The sequence below is a fragment of the Aeromonas sp. QDB25 genome (genome assembly GCF_027707725.1).
Classification (GTDB): domain Bacteria; phylum Pseudomonadota; class Gammaproteobacteria; order Enterobacterales; family Aeromonadaceae; genus Aeromonas; species Aeromonas caviae.
Genome location: NZ_JAPCIZ010000004.1, coordinates 32,561 through 49,925, shown reverse-complemented (window position 1 = coordinate 49,925; position 17,365 = coordinate 32,561). Strand labels below are relative to the sequence as shown.

The 17,365-nt window shown below is 59.2% G+C and carries 21 protein-coding genes and 1 other RNA gene; 10 read left to right on the top strand and 12 right to left on the bottom strand.

Annotation, left to right across the window (positions count from 1 at the left end):
* Nucleotide 1 precedes the first annotated feature (1 nt).
* From rsmH to rsmI, 4 genes are all read right to left on the bottom strand, one after another.
* Nucleotides 2–940 (bottom strand): 16S rRNA (cytosine(1402)-N(4))-methyltransferase RsmH, encoded by a 939-nt coding sequence (gene rsmH, locus PG883_RS02420; RefSeq protein ID WP_042015088.1) that lies wholly within the window; start codon nt 938–940, stop codon nt 2–4.
* Nucleotides 941–1,399: a division/cell wall cluster transcriptional repressor MraZ gene (gene mraZ, locus PG883_RS02415; protein ID WP_039040489.1), complete on the bottom strand. Its 459-nt coding sequence runs from the start codon at nt 1,397–1,399 to the stop codon at nt 941–943.
* Nucleotides 1,400–1,846: 447 nt separating this feature from the next.
* Nucleotides 1,847–2,233: RNase P RNA component class A (gene rnpB / locus PG883_RS02410), an RNA gene on the bottom strand.
* A gap of 62 nt (nt 2,234–2,295) precedes the next feature.
* On the bottom strand, nt 2,296–3,129 hold the full coding sequence (rsmI, locus tag PG883_RS02405; RefSeq protein ID WP_042880180.1) for a 16S rRNA (cytidine(1402)-2'-O)-methyltransferase: 834 nt from the start codon (nt 3,127–3,129) through the stop codon (nt 2,296–2,298).
* Between the two features lie 199 nt (nt 3,130–3,328).
* On the opposite strand from rsmI, the gene PG883_RS02400 reads away from it, so the two are divergent.
* From PG883_RS02400 to dolP, 4 genes are read left to right on the top strand one after another with little or no spacing between them, the layout of a single operon-like run.
* The gene (locus PG883_RS02400) at nt 3,329–5,119 is read left to right on the top strand and encodes a penicillin-binding protein activator (RefSeq protein WP_270806925.1); all 1,791 of its coding nucleotides are present in this window, start codon (nt 3,329–3,331) and stop codon (nt 5,117–5,119) included.
* Complete coding sequence (locus PG883_RS02395; protein ID WP_080770042.1) at nt 5,037–5,432, top strand: YraN family protein; 396 nt, start codon at nt 5,037–5,039, stop codon at nt 5,430–5,432. The genes PG883_RS02400 and PG883_RS02395 overlap by 83 nt, the downstream gene beginning before the upstream one ends.
* Nucleotides 5,433–5,441: 9 nt before the next feature.
* Nucleotides 5,442–6,032, top strand: a complete 591-nt coding sequence (locus PG883_RS02390) for a D-sedoheptulose-7-phosphate isomerase (protein ID WP_010675848.1) — start codon at nt 5,442–5,444, stop codon at nt 6,030–6,032.
* Nucleotides 6,033–6,036: 4 nt separating this feature from the next.
* A complete protein-coding gene (gene dolP / locus PG883_RS02385; RefSeq protein ID WP_103858098.1) occupies nt 6,037–6,615 on the top strand; it encodes a division/outer membrane stress-associated lipid-binding lipoprotein in 579 nt (192 codons plus the stop codon).
* Between the two features lie 43 nt (nt 6,616–6,658).
* Here dolP and PG883_RS02380 read toward each other — a convergent pair whose 3' ends face one another.
* From PG883_RS02380 to zapE, 8 genes are all read right to left on the bottom strand, one after another.
* Nucleotides 6,659–7,090 carry a ClpXP protease specificity-enhancing factor gene (locus tag PG883_RS02380; RefSeq protein WP_162540629.1) on the bottom strand — a complete coding sequence of 144 codons (432 nt, stop codon included), beginning with the start codon at nt 7,088–7,090 and terminating at the stop codon, nt 6,659–6,661.
* Complete coding sequence (sspA, locus tag PG883_RS02375; protein ID WP_039040485.1) at nt 7,087–7,716, bottom strand: stringent starvation protein SspA; 630 nt, start codon at nt 7,714–7,716, stop codon at nt 7,087–7,089. Before sspA ends, PG883_RS02380 begins: the two co-directional genes overlap by 4 nt.
* An 87-nt stretch (nt 7,717–7,803) precedes the next feature.
* Nucleotides 7,804–8,538, bottom strand: a complete 735-nt coding sequence (locus tag PG883_RS02370) for a cytochrome c1 (protein ID WP_039040484.1) — start codon at nt 8,536–8,538, stop codon at nt 7,804–7,806.
* Nucleotides 8,535–9,752, bottom strand: coding sequence for a cytochrome b (locus tag PG883_RS02365; RefSeq protein ID WP_010675853.1), 1,218 nt, complete (start codon nt 9,750–9,752; stop codon nt 8,535–8,537). The genes PG883_RS02370 and PG883_RS02365 overlap by 4 nt, the downstream gene beginning before the upstream one ends.
* Before the next feature lie 2 nt (nt 9,753–9,754).
* Entirely contained in the window at nt 9,755–10,345 is a 591-nt protein-coding gene (gene petA, locus PG883_RS02360) for a ubiquinol-cytochrome c reductase iron-sulfur subunit (RefSeq protein ID WP_010675854.1), read from the bottom strand.
* A 299-nt stretch (nt 10,346–10,644) separates the two neighbouring features.
* Nucleotides 10,645–11,037: a 30S ribosomal protein S9 gene (gene rpsI, locus PG883_RS02355; RefSeq protein WP_005336286.1), complete on the bottom strand. Its 393-nt coding sequence runs from the start codon at nt 11,035–11,037 to the stop codon at nt 10,645–10,647.
* Between the two features lie 14 nt (nt 11,038–11,051).
* Nucleotides 11,052–11,480, bottom strand: a complete 429-nt coding sequence (rplM, locus tag PG883_RS02350) for a 50S ribosomal protein L13 (protein WP_005336289.1) — start codon at nt 11,478–11,480, stop codon at nt 11,052–11,054.
* Nucleotides 11,481–11,746: 266 nt separating this feature from the next.
* The gene (gene zapE, locus PG883_RS02345) at nt 11,747–12,841 is read right to left on the bottom strand and encodes a cell division protein ZapE (RefSeq protein ID WP_103858100.1); all 1,095 of its coding nucleotides are present in this window, start codon (nt 12,839–12,841) and stop codon (nt 11,747–11,749) included.
* A 139-nt stretch (nt 12,842–12,980) separates the two neighbouring features.
* Here zapE and PG883_RS02340 point away from each other — a divergent pair, with 139 nt between their 5' ends.
* The 6 genes from PG883_RS02340 (at nt 12,981) to PG883_RS02315 (ending at nt 17,351) form a co-directional block, all read left to right on the top strand.
* On the top strand, nt 12,981–13,361 hold the full coding sequence (locus PG883_RS02340; RefSeq protein ID WP_103858101.1) for a YhcB family protein: 381 nt from the start codon (nt 12,981–12,983) through the stop codon (nt 13,359–13,361).
* A gap of 81 nt (nt 13,362–13,442) precedes the next feature.
* Nucleotides 13,443–14,801 (top strand): Do family serine endopeptidase, encoded by a 1,359-nt coding sequence (locus PG883_RS02335; protein ID WP_029314844.1) that lies wholly within the window; start codon nt 13,443–13,445, stop codon nt 14,799–14,801.
* 89 nt (nt 14,802–14,890) lie between these two features.
* The gene (gene degS, locus PG883_RS02330; RefSeq protein WP_010675858.1) at nt 14,891–16,018 is read left to right on the top strand and encodes an outer membrane-stress sensor serine endopeptidase DegS; all 1,128 of its coding nucleotides are present in this window, start codon (nt 14,891–14,893) and stop codon (nt 16,016–16,018) included.
* A 308-nt stretch (nt 16,019–16,326) separates the two neighbouring features.
* A complete protein-coding gene (locus PG883_RS02325) occupies nt 16,327–16,689 on the top strand; it encodes a transcriptional regulator (RefSeq protein WP_182935715.1) in 363 nt (120 codons plus the stop codon).
* Nucleotides 16,690–17,055 (top strand): SFCGS family glycine-rich protein, encoded by a 366-nt coding sequence (locus tag PG883_RS02320; protein WP_010675860.1) that lies wholly within the window; start codon nt 16,690–16,692, stop codon nt 17,053–17,055.
* Nucleotides 17,055–17,351: a DUF4312 family protein gene (locus PG883_RS02315; protein ID WP_041211841.1), complete on the top strand. Its 297-nt coding sequence runs from the start codon at nt 17,055–17,057 to the stop codon at nt 17,349–17,351. The genes PG883_RS02320 and PG883_RS02315 overlap by 1 nt, the downstream gene beginning before the upstream one ends.
* The last annotated feature ends 14 nt before the right edge of the window (nt 17,352–17,365 follow it).

Genomic DNA, 17,365 nt, shown 5'->3' with positions numbered 1-17,365 from the left:
CTTACTCCGCAAGACGCTCTGCGACCCGCAGCACCGAGCTGCGGGACCGGGTGTTTTCATTGACCTCGTGGTCGGAAGGCTTGAGCGCCTTGCCGATCGACTTCAGCTTGCGACCACCGGCAAGCTGGGCTTCGGTCAGGGGGATCCCGTGGGGTACTTCCGGACCTTTCTCATGCTTGCGAATAAAATGCTTCACCAGCCGATCTTCCAGAGAGTGGAAGCTGATGACGGAGAGACGACCGTGAGGAGCCAGCACGTCCAGCGCGCCGTTGAGGGCGGTTTCGATCTCGTCCAGCTCGCTGTTGATATAGATGCGGATGGCCTGGAAGCTGCGGGTCGCCGCGTGCTTTCCCTTCTCCTTACTCGGGTTGACCCGGGCAATCATCTCCGCCAGCTGGCGGGTGCGCACATAGGGCTCGGTCACCCGATCGTGCACGATGGCGCGAGCAATCTTCTTGGCGAAGCGCTCCTCACCGAAGGTTTTCAGCACCCAGGCGATGTCGTCCACATCGGCACGGGCCAGCCACTCGGCGGCACTCTGACCGGAGGTGGGATCCATTCTCATGTCGAGCGGGCCGTCCTTCATGAAGCTGAAGCCACGCTCGGCATCGTCAAGCTGGGGGGAGGAGACACCGAGATCCAGCAGGAAGCCATCGACCTTGCCCAGCAGGCCGCGCTCGGTCAGATAGCGGGTGATGCCGGAGAAGGGACCGTGCACGATCTCGAAACGGGGATCCTGGATCTTGGCCGCCTCGGCAATGGCCTGGGGATCCCGGTCGATGGCGATCAGACGGCCATTGGGGCCCAGATGCTGGAGAATGAGACGAGAGTGACCACCCCGGCCAAAGGTGCCGTCGACGTAGATACCGTCCGGCTTGATGGCCAGCCCTTCGACGGCTTCGTGCAACAGCACTGTGATGTGTTCAGCGGCTTGGGTCATTTATAAAGAAAAATCCTGTAGTCGTGGTGAACTTGCCCAGTCGTCCTCGGGCAGGCCCAGGATGTCGTCGTTGATCTGTTGTTGCCAGCGGGCTTCATCCCACAGCTCGAATTTGTTGAGCTGGCCCACCAGCATGACTTTCTTGTCTAGCCCGGCATGGCTGCGCAGCGGCTGGCTGAGCAGCAGACGGCCATTGCCATCCAGTTCGCATTCGGCCGCGTGGCCGAGCAGCAGACGCTGCAGGCGGCGTTCTGCCGGGTTGGTGCTGGAAAGGGTCTTCAGCTTGCGCTCCACCTCTTCCCATTCATTCAGGGGATAAAGCAGCAGACAGGGATGGGCGATGTCGATGGTGCAGACCAGCTGGCCGTCGCACTCGTCGCGCAGCCAATCACGAAATTTGGTCGGAATCGCCAACCGCCCCTTGCTGTCCAGGCTGATGGCGTGAGCGCCACGCAACAAATTGCAGTCCCCGAAAGGTGAGTTATGGGGGCTAGATGCCCAATAAAACCACTTTGATCCACTTTTCTCCACCATGAAGTTTAAGGACGAGCAGGGGGCTTTTCAAGCAAGGATCTCGGGCATGGGGAACATATTGACGCAGCGTGATGGAACTACCGATTAAATGAATTGATTTTCCACAAGTTATTTGTGTTACCCGCAACTCGATTAATTTTCAGCAATTAAAAAACTGACAAATTGCACGAATAAACATCAGCCATACAGGCCGCGCTTCTCCAGCGCCATCACGATATTCAGAACATGGAAAAATTCCACATAACAGATTGATATAAAATACATTTGTTAAACATAGCTAGCCCAACAGTAAATATCACGAGTCAACCGAGGCAGTACTTTATGGTTAATAAAAAGAGCCTTGCGATAAATCGCAAGGCTCTTCAGGAAAGAGGTCGGAGTCGGCCTGTAAGCCGGGTTCTGTACCGGGTTGCCCCGGGTAGCAATCATTCCTCTAGGCCAGCAATCGCTCGCTGGCTCAAGCAACCTACCCGCCCCCAACGCGGGCCGCGCCAATAGGGGCCTATTTGGTCTTGCTTCGGGTGGAGTTTACCGTGCCACGAACTGTTGCCAGTCGCGCGGTGCGCTCTTACCGCACCCTTTCACCCTTACCTGATCCCTTGCGGGCCATCGGCGGTCTGCTCTCTGTTGCACTGGTCGTAGGCTCGCGCCCCCCAGGCGTTACCTGGCACCCTGCCCTGTGAAGCCCGGACTTTCCTCCCCTCCGCCCGTCTGTCCCGAGGGACACAACGACGAAGCAGCGATTGCCCAGCCAACTCCGAGGCGCGGATTATAGCCTCGCGAGACGGACGGGGTAAACCGTCAATTCCGGTTTACGGCAATTAATAGTGCTCGAGACCGTATTTGTAGAGGGCGTTCTTCTTCACCCCGTGGATCTCGGCGGTGAGGGCCGCAGCCTTCTTGAGGGGCAGCTCGCTGACCAGCAGGCCCAGGGTGCGGATCGCCTCCGCAGGCAACTCGTCATCCACCTTGCTGGCTCCGGCGACCACCAGCACGATCTCCCCGCGGCAACGGTTATCGTCCTCTCCGAGCCAGGCCAGCATCTCGGAGGCGGGCAGACCGTGGATGGACTCGAAGGTCTTGGTCAGCTCGCGGCACACCACCACCTGGCGCTCGCCAAGGATGCGAGCAATCGCTTCCACCGTCTCCTGCACCCGGCGCGGCGATTCGTAGAACACCAGAGAGCGGGTGTCTTCGATGACGGCTTGCAGGCGATCATCCCGCCCCTTGGCCTTGGCCGGCAGGAAACCCTCGAAGGCGAAGCGGTCGGTGGGCAGCCCGGCGGCGGACAGCGCCGTGATGGCAGCGCAGGGACCGGGCAGCGGCACCACCTTGACCCCGGCTTCGCGACAACGGGTGACCAGGTGATAACCGGGGTCGCTGATGAGCGGCGTCCCCGCATCGGAGACCAGGGCCACGCTCTTGCCCTCCTTGATGCGGGCGATCAGCACATCCGCCTTTTGCTGCTCGTTGTGATCGTGCAGGGCAAAGGTCGGTACCGAGATCTGGTAGTGGCTGAGCAGGATCCCGCTATGCCGGGTATCCTCGGCGGCCACCAGATCGACGCTGCGCAGCACGTCCAGTGCTCGCTGGGTGATGTCGGCCAGATTGCCGATCGGAGTGGGGACTATATACAGGGTTGGGATGTCACTCATGGGAGCTCCGAGTGTCCCGACAATTGTGTCGCCATATTGGCCCGTTTACACTATGGAGAATTTCAACACTGGTCGGGGAATGAACTTGAACCGGGTTATAAAGCAGCTAAGTGTATCACGACTCTTCGGCATCCTACTCGCGGCAGTCCTGCTCGCCGCCTGTGCGTCGGAGCCCAATCAATCTTCCGGACAACCCGGCATGCCGTCAGCCTTCTCGGATCTGACCAAGAATACCCAGTGGTATCTGGAGCAGGTGGATCCCGCCAAACCGGCCGAGGCCTTCACCTGGCAGGTGATGGCGGCGCGCAGTTATCTGGCGCTCGGTCAGGCCAAACCGGCAGCCGCCCTGTATCAACAGTTGCAGAAGCAGGCTGGCAACCCGGTGCAGCAGGCACAACTGCAACTGCTGCAGGCGCACCTCTTGCTGGCCCAGGGCAACGCCAACCAGGCCCTGATCCTGCTGGAAGGCAAGCCGGATGTGGCCCTCGATGCCGATACCCAGAAGGATTGGTATCGCCAGCGGGTGGTGCTGCAACTGGACATCAACAACAAGTTTGGCGCGGCCAAGTCGCTGATCCTGCTGGAGCCTTACCTGGCCAAGAATGAGCTGGCCACCAACCACCAGCAGATCTGGTCCCTGCTGAAAAGCATGACCCCCTCCACCCTGCAGGCGCTCGAAGAGGAGCCAGCTCCCGATGTGACCACCGGCTGGCTGCGTCTTGCTGCGCTGGTGAACGAATTCGGGGCACAGCCGAGCCAGCTGGCCCGCCAGCTTGCTGGCTGGAAGCAGAGCTTCCCGAACCACCCTGCCCAGAGCGACATGCCGGCCGGCCTTGGGGATCTCGCTATCACGGACAACGGTTCGCTGCAGCAGATCGCCGTCTTCCTGCCGCTCTCCGGCAACCTGGAAGCCCAGGGCGCCGCCATCCGCAACGGCATGTTGATGTCCTACAAAGAAAATCAGAGCCAGTTCACCCTGAACTTCTATGATACCCAGGGCAAGGCGATGGGGGACCTCTACAAGCAGGCCATTCAGGAAGGGGCCAACATGATCATCGGCCCCCTGCTCAAGGATCAGGTGGAGGAGCTGCTCAAGTCGAGTCCGACCGTGCCAGTGCTGGCGCTCAACGAGCTGGACAAGCCGATCGTCAACGACAACACCTTCTATTTCTCGCTCTCCGCCGCTGCCGATGCGAGCCAGGCGGCCCAGTACCTCTATGGTCAGGGCTACCGCAAGCCGCTGCTGATCGCGGCACAAGGCCGGATTGGCTACAGCAGTATCAAGGCGTTTGAACAGGCCTGGGCCGGCGTCAGCCAGGAGAAGCCCGTGGTTGCCACCTTCGGGGCGCGCAACGAAGTGCAGGGCATGGTCAAGAACGCTCTGAGCGGCCGTTCCACCGCACGAGCCGGGGAGATTGTCCAGCTGTCTGATGCCGCGCCGCGCAGCATCGACGCCGTCTATGTGGTGGCCAACAGCCTGGAGACCCGGATGATCAAGCCCTATGTGGACATCTCGGTCAATCCCATGGGCAGCCTGCCCATCTACAGCAGCTCGCGGGGATACGACGGCGGGACGACCGAGGTGGCATCCGAGCTCAACGGCATGCATATCTCCGACATGCCACTGCTGCTGGGTGGCTTCGAGACGCAGCGTGAACAGATTGCCCTGCTCTGGCCCCAGACCCAGGGCGACCTGCTGCGCCTGTTCGCCCTCGGCTACGATGCCGTCAGCCTGGCAGGCAACCTGCCGCAAATGCGCAAGGTCAATGCCATGCAGCAACCCGGCATGAGCGGCCAGCTGAGCGTGGATCCCCAGGGCAACATAGTGCGCATGCTGGACTGGGCCACCTACCAGAATGGCAAGCTGGTCAGCGACAGCGCCGCCCCCCAGCTGGAGGATGCGACTCATGAAGAGGCTACTGACACAACTTCACCAGCAGTGGTTGAACCTGTTGCCGTCGGCAGCGACGAGCAAGGGACAACACTTTGAGCAAATAGCGGAACGCTGGTTGCAGGCCCGCGGCCTGCAACCCGTGACCCGCAACTACCGCTGCCGTGGCGGCGAGATCGATCTCATCATGCGCCAGGGGGAGACCCTGGTGTTCGTTGAAGTGAGATATCGCGCCAACGCCACTCATGGCGGTGCCGCCAGCTCGGTCACCCGGCGCAAGCAGCACAAGATCGTGCTGGCCGCGCGCCACTATTTCAAGCAACATGCCATCAATGAGGCCAACCAGGCCTGTCGATTCGATGTGATCGCGTTCGAGGGCGACCAGCCGGACTGGATCCAGAACGCGTTTTAAGAGGACCCCATGACTGATCCCATCAAAGAGAATTACACCGAGAGCATCCAGACCAAGATAGCTGCCGCCGAAGCACTGCCGGATGCCATCCATACGGCAGCCCAGATGCTGACCATCTGCCTGCTCAATGGCCACAAGGTGATGGCATGTGGCAATGGTCCCTCCTCGGCATTGGCACAGCTGTTCATTTCCGAACTGGTGAACTGCTATGAAACGCCTCGCCCGTCCCTGCCCGGTCTCGCCCTGACGCCCGACATGGCGACCATCAGCGCCATCGCCACGGATCACGGTTTCGAAGAGGTCTATGCCAAACAGATACGTGCTCTGGGACAACCAGGCGACATCCTGGTGGTCATCACCACGACAGGCAACAGCCGCAGCCTCATCAAGGCTGCGGAGGCCGCCCTCTCCCGCGACATGACCATCATTGTTCTCGGTGGCGGAGACGGGGGAGAGATCGCCGGTCTGCTGGGCCCCAATGACGTGGAGATCCGCGTTCCTTCCGCTCGCCGTCCTCGTATTCTGGAAGTGAACCTGTTGACCCTGCACTGTCTCTGTGATCTCATCGACCAGACACTTTTCCCGCAACAGGAAGACTGAAACCATGAAGAAGCCTATTCTCGCTCTTGTCCTGCTGACCGGCGTCCTGCTGCTGCAAGGCTGTGCTGCCGTGGTGGTCGGTGGCGCGGCTGGCACCGCCAAGGCGAGCGGCGATCGCCGCACCCTGGGTGCCCAGTGGGACGATCAGACCATAGAGCTGAAAGCCGCCAACCTGTTGGCCGACAACAAGCCCCTGAGCGCCGCCAGCAAGATCAGTGTCTACAGCAACAACGGCCGTGTGCTGCTGGTGGGTCAGACACCCTCTGACGCTTACAAACAGGAAGCGGGCAGAATCGTGAGCCGGATTGAAGGGGTTCGCCATGTCTACAACGAGCTGCGCCTTGGCAAACCAGTTAGTATCGGCGTGCGCAGCAATGACACCTGGATCACCTCCAAGGTGCGGGCCGACATGCTGGGCACCAAGAACTTCGATAGCGCCAAGGTGAAGGTTGTCACCGAGAATGGCGAGGTGTTCCTCATTGGGTTGGTCACTCGCCAGGAAGGGGATCAGGCCGTGGAAATCGCCCGCCACGTCAGCGGCGTTAAGCAGGTGATCAAAGCCTTCGAGTTTGCCCAGAATTGACCATCTGGCAGGATGAAAAAACGCAGCCTTCAGGCTGCGTTTTTTATTTGATGACTTTCAGGGTCGGGCGACCGCTCGGGCGCGGTGGTTCCGGCTCGGGGTCAACCGGCGTGGGTGACTGTGCCTGTTCCAGCCAGAGGTCATACCCGGGCTCCGGCGGGAACAGGGTCCCCACTCCGTTCTCCCTGGCATGGATGGCCAGTACGGCCGCCATGGGGATATAGACCTGCTGCGATACGCCACCGAAACGGGCGCTGAAGCTGACAGCGTCATTGTCCATGTGGAACTGGCCCACGGCCCGGGGGGCTATGTTCAGAACAATCTGGCCATCCTGCACGAACTGCATCGGTACCATCACATGGGGAATGTTGGCATTGACCACCAGATGGGGTGTCAGATCGTTATCCAGCAACCAGTCAAAAAACGCCCGCAGCAGATACGGGCGACTGGGTGTCATTGTCGGTTCCATGCTCATACGCCGGCACGGATCTCGCGCTCGGCCTCGGTCAGGGAAGCCTGGAAGGATTCACGCTCGAACAGGCGTACCATGTAAGCCTTCAGCTCTTTGGCGCCACGGCCGGTGAAATCGATGCCCAGGCTCGGCAGACGCCACAGCAACGGCGCCATGTAGCAGTCGACCAGACCGAACTCTTCGCTCATGAAGTAGGGCATCTCGCCGAAGATGGGGGCGATGGCCAGCAGGTTGTCGCGCAACTCGGCACGGGCGGCTTCGGTATCGGTGCCCGCCATGATCTTGTCGGCCAGAGAGTACCAGTCCAGCTCGATGCGGTGCATCATCAAACGGCTGTTGCCGCGCGCGACCGGATAAACCGGCATCAGGGGCGGATGCGGGAAACGCTCGTCCAGATACTCCATGATGATGCGCGAGGTGTACAACGCCAGCTCGCGATCCACCAGAGTCGGTACAGTGTTGTACGGGTTCAGCTCGGCCAGCTCATCCGGCAGGTTGGCAGGATCAACCTGGCAGATATCCACGCTAACACCCTTCTCCGCCAGGACAATACGCACCTGATGGCTGAACATATCGTTGGCACCGGAAAACAGCGTCATTACCGAACGCTTATTGGCAGCTACAGCCATTGAACCCTCCCGTCATTAAAAAGCAGAAACGGCAATGAAGCATGTCTGTCTTCATTGCCGTGCGTCATATTACTCCGATCTGGTCGCTTAGTGAACGTCGCGCCAGAATTCCTTCTTCAACAGCACAGTGAAGATGAAGAAGATAGCGATGAATCCGAGTACCCAGAAGCCCATGCGTTCGCGCTCCTGCTGCACCGGCTCAGCCGAGTAGACCAAGAAGTTTACCAGATCCAGTACCGTCTGATCATATTCTTCGTTGTTCATTTCACCGTTGCCGTCAGATTTGATGCTGACGACTTGCTGCATCTCCACGCCATCCAGGGTGTGCGTCTCGAACTCGGCACGGGGCGTCCCCTGCAACGGCTCCAGCACATGGGGCATACCCACGGACGGGAAGACGGCGTTGTTCACCCCGAATGGACGGGTTTCGTCCACGTAGAAGGAACGCAGATAGGTGTAGATCCAGTCTGCACCACGCACCCGGGCAACCAGGGTCAGGTCGGGGGGCGGCGCACCGAACCAGCGAGCAGCATCCTTCTCGGACATGGCGCTCTTCATCAGATCGCCGATCTTGGCGCCGGTGAAGACCAGGTTCTCCTTCATCAGATCGTCCGGAATACCGATGTCGGCCGCCACCCGGTTATAACGCTGGTACTGGGTGGAGTGACAGCCGGCACAGTAGTTCATGAAGGTGGCGGCCCCCCGTTGCAGGGATGCCTTGTCACTCAGATCGTACTCCGCCTTGTCGAGGGGGAAGCCACCGCCAGAGGCCAACACCAGACCAGGCAGCAGGGCCAGCACTGCAAAAATTATTCTTTTCATTTGAATGTCACCCTCTCCGGCAGCGGCTTGGTGTTCTCATTCTTGCTGTAGAAGAACAACAGGACGAAGAATCCGAAATAACCCAGAGTACAGAGTTGTGCAATCAGCGTCAGGGTCGGGGTTGATGGCAGCACGCCCAGCACCCCCAGGATAATGAAGCAGACCACGAACTGGGCGATGTTCAGCTTGTGCAGGGTGCTGCGGTAACGCACCGAGCGCACCTTGCAACGATCCAGCCAGGGCAACAGGAACAGCACCACGATGGAGAGGCCCATCATGATGACCCCCAGCAGCTTGTCAGGCACCGCACGCAGGATGGCGTAGAAGGGAGTGAAGTACCAGACCGGGGCAATATGCGCCGGTGTCTTCAGGCCATTGGCCACCTCAAAGTTCGGTTTCTCGAGGAAATAGCCCCACATATCCGGCTTGAAGAAGATGATGGCACAGAAGAAGAACAGGAAACCGGCTACCCCGATCATGTCCTTCACGGTGAAATAGGGGTGGAACGCGACCGCATCCAGTGGCCAGCCGTTCTCGTCCTTGTGCTTCTTGATGTCGATACCATCGGGGTTGTTGGAGCCCACCTCGTGCAGCGCCAGGATATGCATGGCCACCAGCATCACCAGCACCAGCGGCAGAGCGATGACGTGCAGGGCAAAGAAGCGGTTCAGGGTTGCACCCGAGATGACATAGTCCCCCCGGATCCACAGGGTCAGATCGTCACCGATAACGGGGATGGCACCGAACAGCGAGATGATGACTTGGGCCCCCCAGAACGACATCTGCCCCCAGGGCAGCAGGTAACCCATGAAGGCCTCGGCCATCAGTACCAGGAAGATCAGCATGCCGAAGATCCACAGCAGTTCCCTTGGCTTCTGGTAAGAGCCGTAGATCATACCGCGGAACATGTGCAGGTAGACCACGATGAAGAAGGCGGATGCCCCGGTTGAGTGCATGTAACGCAGCAGCCAGCCGTAATCCACATCCCGCATGATGTATTCCACGGAAGCGAAGGCACCTTCCGCCGAGGGGTTGTAGTTCATGGTCAGCCAGATGCCGGTGATGATCTGGTTGACCAGCACCAACATGGCAAGCGAGCCGAAGAAGTACCAGAAGTTCAGGTTCTTGGGCGCCGGATACTTGGCCATATGGTCGTTGTACATGGCCGTGAGCGGGAAACGATCATCGATCCAGCCCATGAGTTTGGCAAACATGGTCAGGCCTCCTTGCCATCGGCACCGACCAGAATGGTGGTGTCGCTAAGAAATTGGTATGGCGGAATGACCAGGTTCAGCGGTGCGGGGACGCCCTGGAACACTCGACCAGCCATGTCGAATTTGGAGCCATGGCAGGGGCAGAAGAAGCCGGAAGTTACCCCTTGAACCTGCTCGCCGAAGCTGTCGGGCAGATAGGAAGGGGAGCATCCCAGATGAGTGCAGATGCCAACGGCCACGAAGATTTCCGGTTTGATGGATCTGTAGCCATTGTGGGCATAGTCCGGTTGTTGTGGCTCGTCTGACGCAGGATCCCGCAGCTTGTCATCGTGTGCAGCCAGAGCATCCAGCGTCTGCTTGGTACGCTTCACCACCCAGACCGGTTTACCACGCCACTCGACGCGGATTAGCTGACCCGGCTCCAGCTTGCTGATATCCACTTCAACCGGGGCGCCTGCCGCCTTGGCTTTGGCACTCGGATTCCATGACTTAATAAACGGCACTGCGGTAAAAGCAGCTCCTACACCGCCAACGGCAACCGTTGACCAGGTAAGAAATCTGCGGCGACCGGTATCAACTGGCGCATTGCTCATCCAAAAACTCTCCCATGTGGACTCCGCTCATTCTTATAGTGTCCCTGTTTACTTCTCCTCTCCCTCTGACAACTGCAATGGAAGCGGAGTGGCAATTGACACAGAAAGACCATGGAAATTTTAAAGAAAAGATAACAATTTGACAAGAAAGGGAGTCGATGGGCAAAAACAATAAATACACAATTTTTTGTCTTTTGTGACGTATGCTTAGCATTGTCACATGTAACATTACCAATAAAAAAAGCCTGGCAAATTGCCAGGCTTTTTTGACACTCCTGAGAGTGCGTACCAAAAGCGAATTAACGCTTGGAGTACTGCGGACGCTTACGCGCTTTGTGCAGACCGACTTTCTTACGCTCAACCTTACGGGCATCACGAGTAACAAAGCCAGCTTTACGCAGTTCGGAACGCAGGGTCTCGTCGTACTGCATCAGAGCACGAGTGATACCGTGGCGGATCGCACCAGCTTGACCGGAGATGCCACCACCGTTAACGGTGATGTACAGATCCAGTTTCTCGGTCATCTCGACCAGTTCCAGCGGCTGACGAACTACCATGCGGGCAGTCGGACGGCCGAAGTATTGCTCCAGGGAGCGCTGGTTGATTACGATTTTACCGCTACCCGCTTTGATGAAGACGCGAGCAGTGGAGCTTTTGCGACGGCCGGTACCGTAGTATTGATTTTCTGCCATGTTGCCAGTTCCCGTTAGATATCCAGTACTTGAGGTTGCTGAGCAGCATGAGCGTGCTCTGCGCCTGCGTAAACTTTCAGCTTACGGAACATGGCACGGCCCAGCGGACCCTTCGGCAGCATGCCTTTGACGGCAGCTTCGATTACCATTTCCGGCTTACGCTGAATCAGCTTGTCGAAGCTGATGGACTTGATACCACCCGGGAAACCGGAGTGAGCGTGGTACATTTTGTCGGTAAATTTCTTACCGGTTACGTGTACCTTCTCAGCGTTTACAACGATGATGTAGTCACCGGTGTCAACGTGCGGAGTGTACTCGGCTTTGTGCTTACCACGCAGACGAGCAGCGATCTCGGTTGCGATACGACCCAGAGTTTTACCTTCTGCGTCCACAATGTACCAGTCACGTTTTACGGTTTCTGGCTTGGCAACGAAAGTTTTCATTAAGTTAAACCCAATTACCTGTTACAGACCCAATTGCTTATGGGGGCTCTCCCACAAACAACAAACGATGGCCTACCTGTACCCCTTCGAATACAAGTAAAGCTTAAAGTGTTGCTGTCTTATCGACAGCTGTAACGTGGGCCGGGCGATTATAAGTGAAGTTGCCTTAAATATCACCTGCTAATTTCACTGCCATGAAGCTAGCAAATGTCGCCCGGCCCTACCTGCCGCAGATGCCCATCCGACTGGCAGGCGCGGTATTGTGACTAAGGAAGGTGCACTCTGGCAAGGTATTCGTGCGATTGCATCTCCTGAAGCCGTGAAAGGCAACGCTTGAATTCGAAATTCAGCAGGCCTTCGCCATAGAGCCCGGTCATGGGGACCGCCGCCGATATGATGAGCTTTACATGCCGCTCATAAAACTCGTCCACCATGGCGATGAAGCGGCGGGCCGCGTCATCCGTGCCGCTGCCCATGGGTTGCACATTGGCCAGCAGGACAGTGTGGAACTCACGGGCCAGTTCGATGTAGTCGCCCTGGGAGCGTGGAGTACAGCACAGCTGTTCAAATTCCATATAAAGCACCCCTTCCCCCACGCCCAGTGCACTCAGTTGGCGATGGTTGATTTCCAGTGCGGCGGCAGTCACCGGCCCAATCCCGGTCAACTGGCTGAAATAACGATCCAGGTTGCTCCTGGCCTGTTCATCCAGCGGGAAGTGATAGATCTCTGCCTGTTCAAGGGTTCGCAGCCGGTAATCGACACCGCCATCGACATTGATCACCTCGCAGTGACGCTCGATAAGCGCGATGGCAGGCAGGAAGCGAGCACGCTGCAACCCGTTGCGGTAGAGACCCTGAGGGGGGATGTTGGATGTGGCCACCAGCACCACGCCATGGCCAAAGAGTTCCTGGAACAGAGTGCCGAGCAGCATGGCATCAGTGATATCCGAGACGAAAAACTCGTCGAAGCAGATGACGTCGGTCTCGTCGGCCAGCTTGCGGGCGATCAGCTTGAGCGGATCGGACTGACCGGTCAGCCCTTTGAGCTCATCGTGCACCCGGTGCATGAAACGGTGGAAGTGGATGCGCAGTTTGCGCTCCCCCGGCAGGCTCTCAAAAAAAGTATCCATCAGCCAGGTCTTGCCTCTGCCCACACCGCCCCACATATATAACCCCTGGACGGGGTCACGGGTTTTCGGCTTTTGCAGCCAACCTAGCAGGCCACGGGATCTGGTCGGAGTCGGGCTTGCGCACAGATCCTGATAGAGTCGCTCCAGGCGGGCGACTGCCATGGCCTGGGCCGGATCGGCCACAAAGCCGGGGCGCTGCAAATCCTGCTGATATTTTTGCTGCGGGGTCATCCTGTAAACCGCCTCCAAGTCCCTGAATGAGGGACAAAATGGTATCACGCTCTCAGGGGGCACGGTATAGTGCCAACGAGGCGTTGCGGTCCATCCGACCGCTTCAAATTCATCGTGTTAGCTGTAACAAGGAGCTTCTATGACTCTGTTTAACGGGATCCTGCTGGCGATCGCCGCCCTGATCATCGGCGTGCTGATCGGCCGCTTCTCTGTCCGTAGCCGGGATGCCGGACGCCTGGAACAGGAGCTGAAAAAAGCCCACAAGGAGCTGGAAAGCTACCAGGGGCAGATCACCACCCACTTCGCCGACAGCGCCGCCCTGATGGAACAACTGGCCGAACAGTACCAGACCCTTTATCGCCACATGGCGGAACAGAGCAAGTTCCTGGCCAAGGTACAGGAACCACTGTTCCGCGAACCTGAAGTGGAAGAAACAGGCGATGCCGCCAACAGCGTGGAGCCGGGCCTTCCTCCCCGCGATTACGCCGGTGCGTCCGGCCTGCTCAAGCAGCCGGGCTGATCGTCGGTTGAACTAATTACGCTTTATCGTGGTCAGACCTTGACGATTGCACTGCAACTTTTTCTGGGAGCTGTTTCTCATATGCGTAAATCTCTTTCTGTATTCAGTGTCTTAGCCCTCAGTGTCGGTATCGCCATGTCCTCAGCACCGGCGCAGGCCGCACTGCCCCTGATGGCGAACAACCAGGAGATGCCGAGCCTGGCCCCCGTCCTCGAGCAGGTGACCCCTGCCGTGGTCAACATCTCCGTCTCTGGCAAGAAGATCACCCGCCAACGCCTGCCGGAACAATTCCGCTTCTTCTTCGGCCCCAACATGCCTGACGAGCAGGTGAGCGAGCAGCCCTTCCAGGCGCTTGGTTCCGGCGTCATCATCGATGCCAAGAAAGGCTACGTGATCACCAACGCCCACGTGGTCCACGAGGCGGATGAAATCAAGGTCAACCTGAAGGATGGCCGTGAGTATGCAGCCAAGAAAATAGGGGAAGACAAACAGTCGGATATCGCCCTGCTGCAAATCAAGGCCGAGGATCTGGTGCAGATCAAGTTCGCCGACTCCGACGAGCTGAGAGTCGGTGACTACGCGCTGGCCATCGGCAACCCGTTCGGCCTGGGCCAGACCGTCACCTCCGGCATTGTCAGCGCCCTGGGTCGCAGCGGCCTCAACATCGAAAATCTGGAGAACTTCATCCAGACCGATGCGGCCATCAACTCCGGCAACTCGGGCGGCGCCCTGCTCAACCTGCGCGGGGAGCTGATCGGCATCAACACCGCCATCCTGGGCCCCAACGGCGGCAACATCGGCATCGGCTTTGCCATCCCGTCCAACATGGTGCGCGATCTCTCCGAGCAGATCGTGAAATACGGCGAAGTGCGCCGTGGCCAGCTGGGGATTACCGGCACCGAGCTCACCAGCGAAATCGCCAAGACCTTCGGCTACAACAAGAAGGACGGTGCCTTCGTCAACCAGGTCATGCCTGACTCCGCTGCCGCCAAGGCAGGCATCAAGGCAGGCGACATCATCATCAGCATCGATGGCAAGCCCATCCGCTCCTTCGGCGAGCTGCGTGCCAAAATCGCCACCATGGGGGCCGACAAGCAGGTCTCGCTCGGCCTCATTCGTGACGGCAAGGAGCAGACCGTCAAGGTCACCCTGAAGAAGGCGGATGACAGCGAGATCCTGGCCAGCGCCCTGCATCCGGCCCTGGAAGGGGCCAAGCTGAGCACCATCACGGACCCCGTGACCGGCGTGGCCGTCTCCGACATCGATCCCCGCTCACCGGCAGCCGCCTCCGGCCTGCAGAAGGGTGACATCATCATCGGGGTCAACCGCCAGCGCATCAACTCCATGGGTGAACTGACCAAGGTGTTGAAAAACAAGCCGGAAGTCCTGGCGCTGAACATCCAGCGCGGTGACTCCTCGCTCTATTTGGTGATCCGTTAAGCCCCTCACACCCGCGGCAACCGCCGCGGGTGATTTTTATCCATCGATAATGTTATTCTCTGCCCGCAGCCTGTACGGACGAGAAAGACATGAAAATCCCACCTCTGATCAGCTACTTGGGCAAGTCCGTCGGCTTTGGCCTCGCCATGGCTGCGCTTTTGTTGCTGGTGTTCCCCAATTTTCGAGGCGGCGCTCCCCTGCCGGGCCTCATCACCAACGCCCGCGAGCTGAGCTTCTCCTACGCGGCCCATCGCGCCGGCCCTGCCGTCGTCAACATCTACACCCGCAGCTTCGCCGGCAATCGCGGTGAAAAAGCCGAACTCAGACCCCAGGGGCTGGGGTCCGGCGTCATCATGAACCAGCGCGGTCACGTGCTCACCAACTATCACGTCATCGCCGATGCGGACCAGATCATCGTCGCCCTGCAAGATGGCCGGGTATTCAGTGCAGAGCTGGTCGGCACCGACAAACTGACCGATCTGGCGGTGCTCTACATCGAATCGGACAACCTGCCGGTGATCCCGCAGGACCCGGATCGTCTGCCGGACGTGGGAGACGTGGTGCTCGCCATCGGCAACCCCTACAACGTCGGCCAGACCATCACCCAGGGCATCATCAGCGCCACCGGGCGTATCGGCCTCTCCAGCATGGGGCCGGACAGCAATGGCCGGCAGGATCTGCTGCAAACCGATGCCGCCATCAACGAGGGCAACTCCGGCGGCGCCCTGGTCAATGGCCGTGGCGATCTGGTGGGTATCAATACCGCCGCCTACCACCTCAACGGCAATCAGGAGAGCTACGGCATCAGTTTTGCCATCCCCTACAAGCTGGCCAAGCGCATCATGGACGAGCTGATCGCCAACGGTCGGGTCATCCGCGGCTACCTCGGCATCTCCAGCGTCGAGATCAATCCCATCGTCGCGCGCATGCTGAACCTGGGGGACTTGCAGGGGTTGGTGGTGGAGAGCCTGGATCCCAATGGCCCAGCCACCAAGGCCGGTCTCAAACGTGGGGATGTGCTGCTCAAGATCAACGGAGAGGCCATCACCGGCGTGCGTCCCGTCATGGACAAGATCGTCGAGAGCCGCCCCGGCACCAAGCTCACCATCTCGGTGATCCGCAACGGCAAGCCGCTGGACGTCGATGTCATCATCGAAGAGGACCTGCGCTACCAGAATCAGACCCTGCCGACCAGCAGTGCGGCACCCGCCACCTGAGAGGCGGATCCTCGCAGGGCCCGACAGGGCCCTTTTTCGTGCCCGCTTTCCTCCGGCTCCCACCTGTGCGTGAGACAGCTCACACATTGCGCCAATAAACGATCGGGCGAAGGCGACGTCAAAACGCGCCACCGATCACACTCCCTTGCCGCCAGTCCGCTCCTTTCCTCTTCCTGAACGCCAAAAGGGCTTCTTTTGATGCCTTTCCCTCCGGATTTCCACTTCGAATCGGAAAAAACCTGCCTCCTCCCGCACTCTCCTCCGCTTTATGGTGAGCCCATCCTTTCTGCCAGCCTGGAGAGCAGACCTTGAATACCGACACCCATGACGCCCCCCTGACCCCGGACAGCCCGGCACTGCTGCGCAAGACCGACCTGACCCTGGCCCGCATTCACAACCTGCTGGCGGATCAGGGTATACACCCCAACGACGTGCAGCAGCAGATGCTGGCCTCCCACGTCAAGGCCATGGTGTGGCGCTCCTACAGCGGGGAGTCCCTGCCGGAGGTCGACCTCAGCCTGTTCGAGGAGATCTCCCCCCTCTCCCTGCGCCTGGCAGAGCAGGTCGTCGCCTGGCTCGACCGCCTCGCCTACGAGGAGGCGCACCTCTTGTCCGTCCATTTTGAAGTGGCCAAAGAAAACGAACTCAGCTCAGTAAAAGGAGAACGCTAAATGACTGCCATCAAACTCGTGATTGGAGATCGTCTCGGCAAGGGTCAGAAAGTGGGGGCCGGCGCAGAAGCCGCCGGCGCCACCGTGACCGTCATCCCCGGCATGGCCGCCGACATGAAGCTCGGTGATGTGATGAACAAGGAGCAGGCCGACCTTGGCATCTCCTTCTGCGGCAGCGGTGGCGCGGGCGCCATCACGGCCCAGACCAAGTACGGCTACAAGTGCCGCTACGGCATGCGATCCATCGAAGAGGGTGTCACCGCCATCAACGAGGGGTGCGTGGTACTGGGCTTCGGCTTCATGGACAAGGAAGAGCTGGGCCAGAAGCTGATCGAAGCCTTCGCCAAGAAACACGGACGCGCCTGATGAAAGAGCACTTCACCACCCGGATCACGGTCAACGGCAAGGGGGCGACTCGCCAGCAGGCGTTCGCCGCCGCCCTCAGCCAGGTGCAACCCAGCCTGCTCAAGGAGAGCCCCAAGGTGATGCTGCGCATCGAACCCCTCGAGGTCGAGGTGCTCGAGGCCGAGGAGTCGGTACGGGTGGAGAAGTTCCTGTTCTTCTTCCTGCCACGCCAGCGCCATGAGTTCCGGGTCCGGCTGGCGATCACCGTCAAGGTCACCAGCCTGGATGTCGACAAGGTGGATTTCACCCGGGCCTGACCCCACAACCAAAA

Excerpts from the sequence above, each read along its gene's own strand:
- PG883_RS02340 (WP_103858101.1), top strand. The coding sequence starts at position 12,981 with ATGACTCTGTTTAACGGGATCCTGCTGGCGATCGCCGCCCTGATCATC.
- rpsI (WP_005336286.1), bottom strand. The coding sequence starts at position 11,037 with ATGGCAGAAAATCAATACTACGGTACCGGCCGTCGCAAAAGCTCCACT.
- dolP (WP_103858098.1), top strand. The coding sequence starts at position 6,037 with ATGAAGAAGCCTATTCTCGCTCTTGTCCTGCTGACCGGCGTCCTGCTG.
- PG883_RS02335 (WP_029314844.1), top strand. The coding sequence starts at position 13,443 with ATGCGTAAATCTCTTTCTGTATTCAGTGTCTTAGCCCTCAGTGTCGGT.
- rsmI (WP_042880180.1), bottom strand. The coding sequence starts at position 3,129 with ATGAGTGACATCCCAACCCTGTATATAGTCCCCACTCCGATCGGCAAT.
- rplM (WP_005336289.1), bottom strand. The coding sequence starts at position 11,480 with ATGAAAACTTTCGTTGCCAAGCCAGAAACCGTAAAACGTGACTGGTAC.
- PG883_RS02315 (WP_041211841.1), top strand. The coding sequence starts at position 17,055 with ATGAAAGAGCACTTCACCACCCGGATCACGGTCAACGGCAAGGGGGCG.
- PG883_RS02365 (WP_010675853.1), bottom strand. The coding sequence starts at position 9,752 with ATGTTTGCCAAACTCATGGGCTGGATCGATGATCGTTTCCCGCTCACG.
- PG883_RS02380 (WP_162540629.1), bottom strand. The coding sequence starts at position 7,090 with ATGAGCATGGAACCGACAATGACACCCAGTCGCCCGTATCTGCTGCGG.
- PG883_RS02400 (WP_270806925.1), top strand. The coding sequence starts at position 3,329 with ATGCCGTCAGCCTTCTCGGATCTGACCAAGAATACCCAGTGGTATCTG.
- PG883_RS02395 (WP_080770042.1), top strand. The coding sequence starts at position 5,037 with ATGAAGAGGCTACTGACACAACTTCACCAGCAGTGGTTGAACCTGTTG.
- degS (WP_010675858.1), top strand. The coding sequence starts at position 14,891 with ATGAAAATCCCACCTCTGATCAGCTACTTGGGCAAGTCCGTCGGCTTT.
- rsmH (WP_042015088.1), bottom strand. The coding sequence starts at position 940 with ATGACCCAAGCCGCTGAACACATCACAGTGCTGTTGCACGAAGCCGTC.
- petA (WP_010675854.1), bottom strand. The coding sequence starts at position 10,345 with ATGAGCAATGCGCCAGTTGATACCGGTCGCCGCAGATTTCTTACCTGG.
- sspA (WP_039040485.1), bottom strand. The coding sequence starts at position 7,716 with ATGGCTGTAGCTGCCAATAAGCGTTCGGTAATGACGCTGTTTTCCGGT.
- PG883_RS02320 (WP_010675860.1), top strand. The coding sequence starts at position 16,690 with ATGACTGCCATCAAACTCGTGATTGGAGATCGTCTCGGCAAGGGTCAG.
- zapE (WP_103858100.1), bottom strand. The coding sequence starts at position 12,841 with ATGACCCCGCAGCAAAAATATCAGCAGGATTTGCAGCGCCCCGGCTTT.
- PG883_RS02370 (WP_039040484.1), bottom strand. The coding sequence starts at position 8,538 with ATGAAAAGAATAATTTTTGCAGTGCTGGCCCTGCTGCCTGGTCTGGTG.
- PG883_RS02390 (WP_010675848.1), top strand. The coding sequence starts at position 5,442 with ATGACTGATCCCATCAAAGAGAATTACACCGAGAGCATCCAGACCAAG.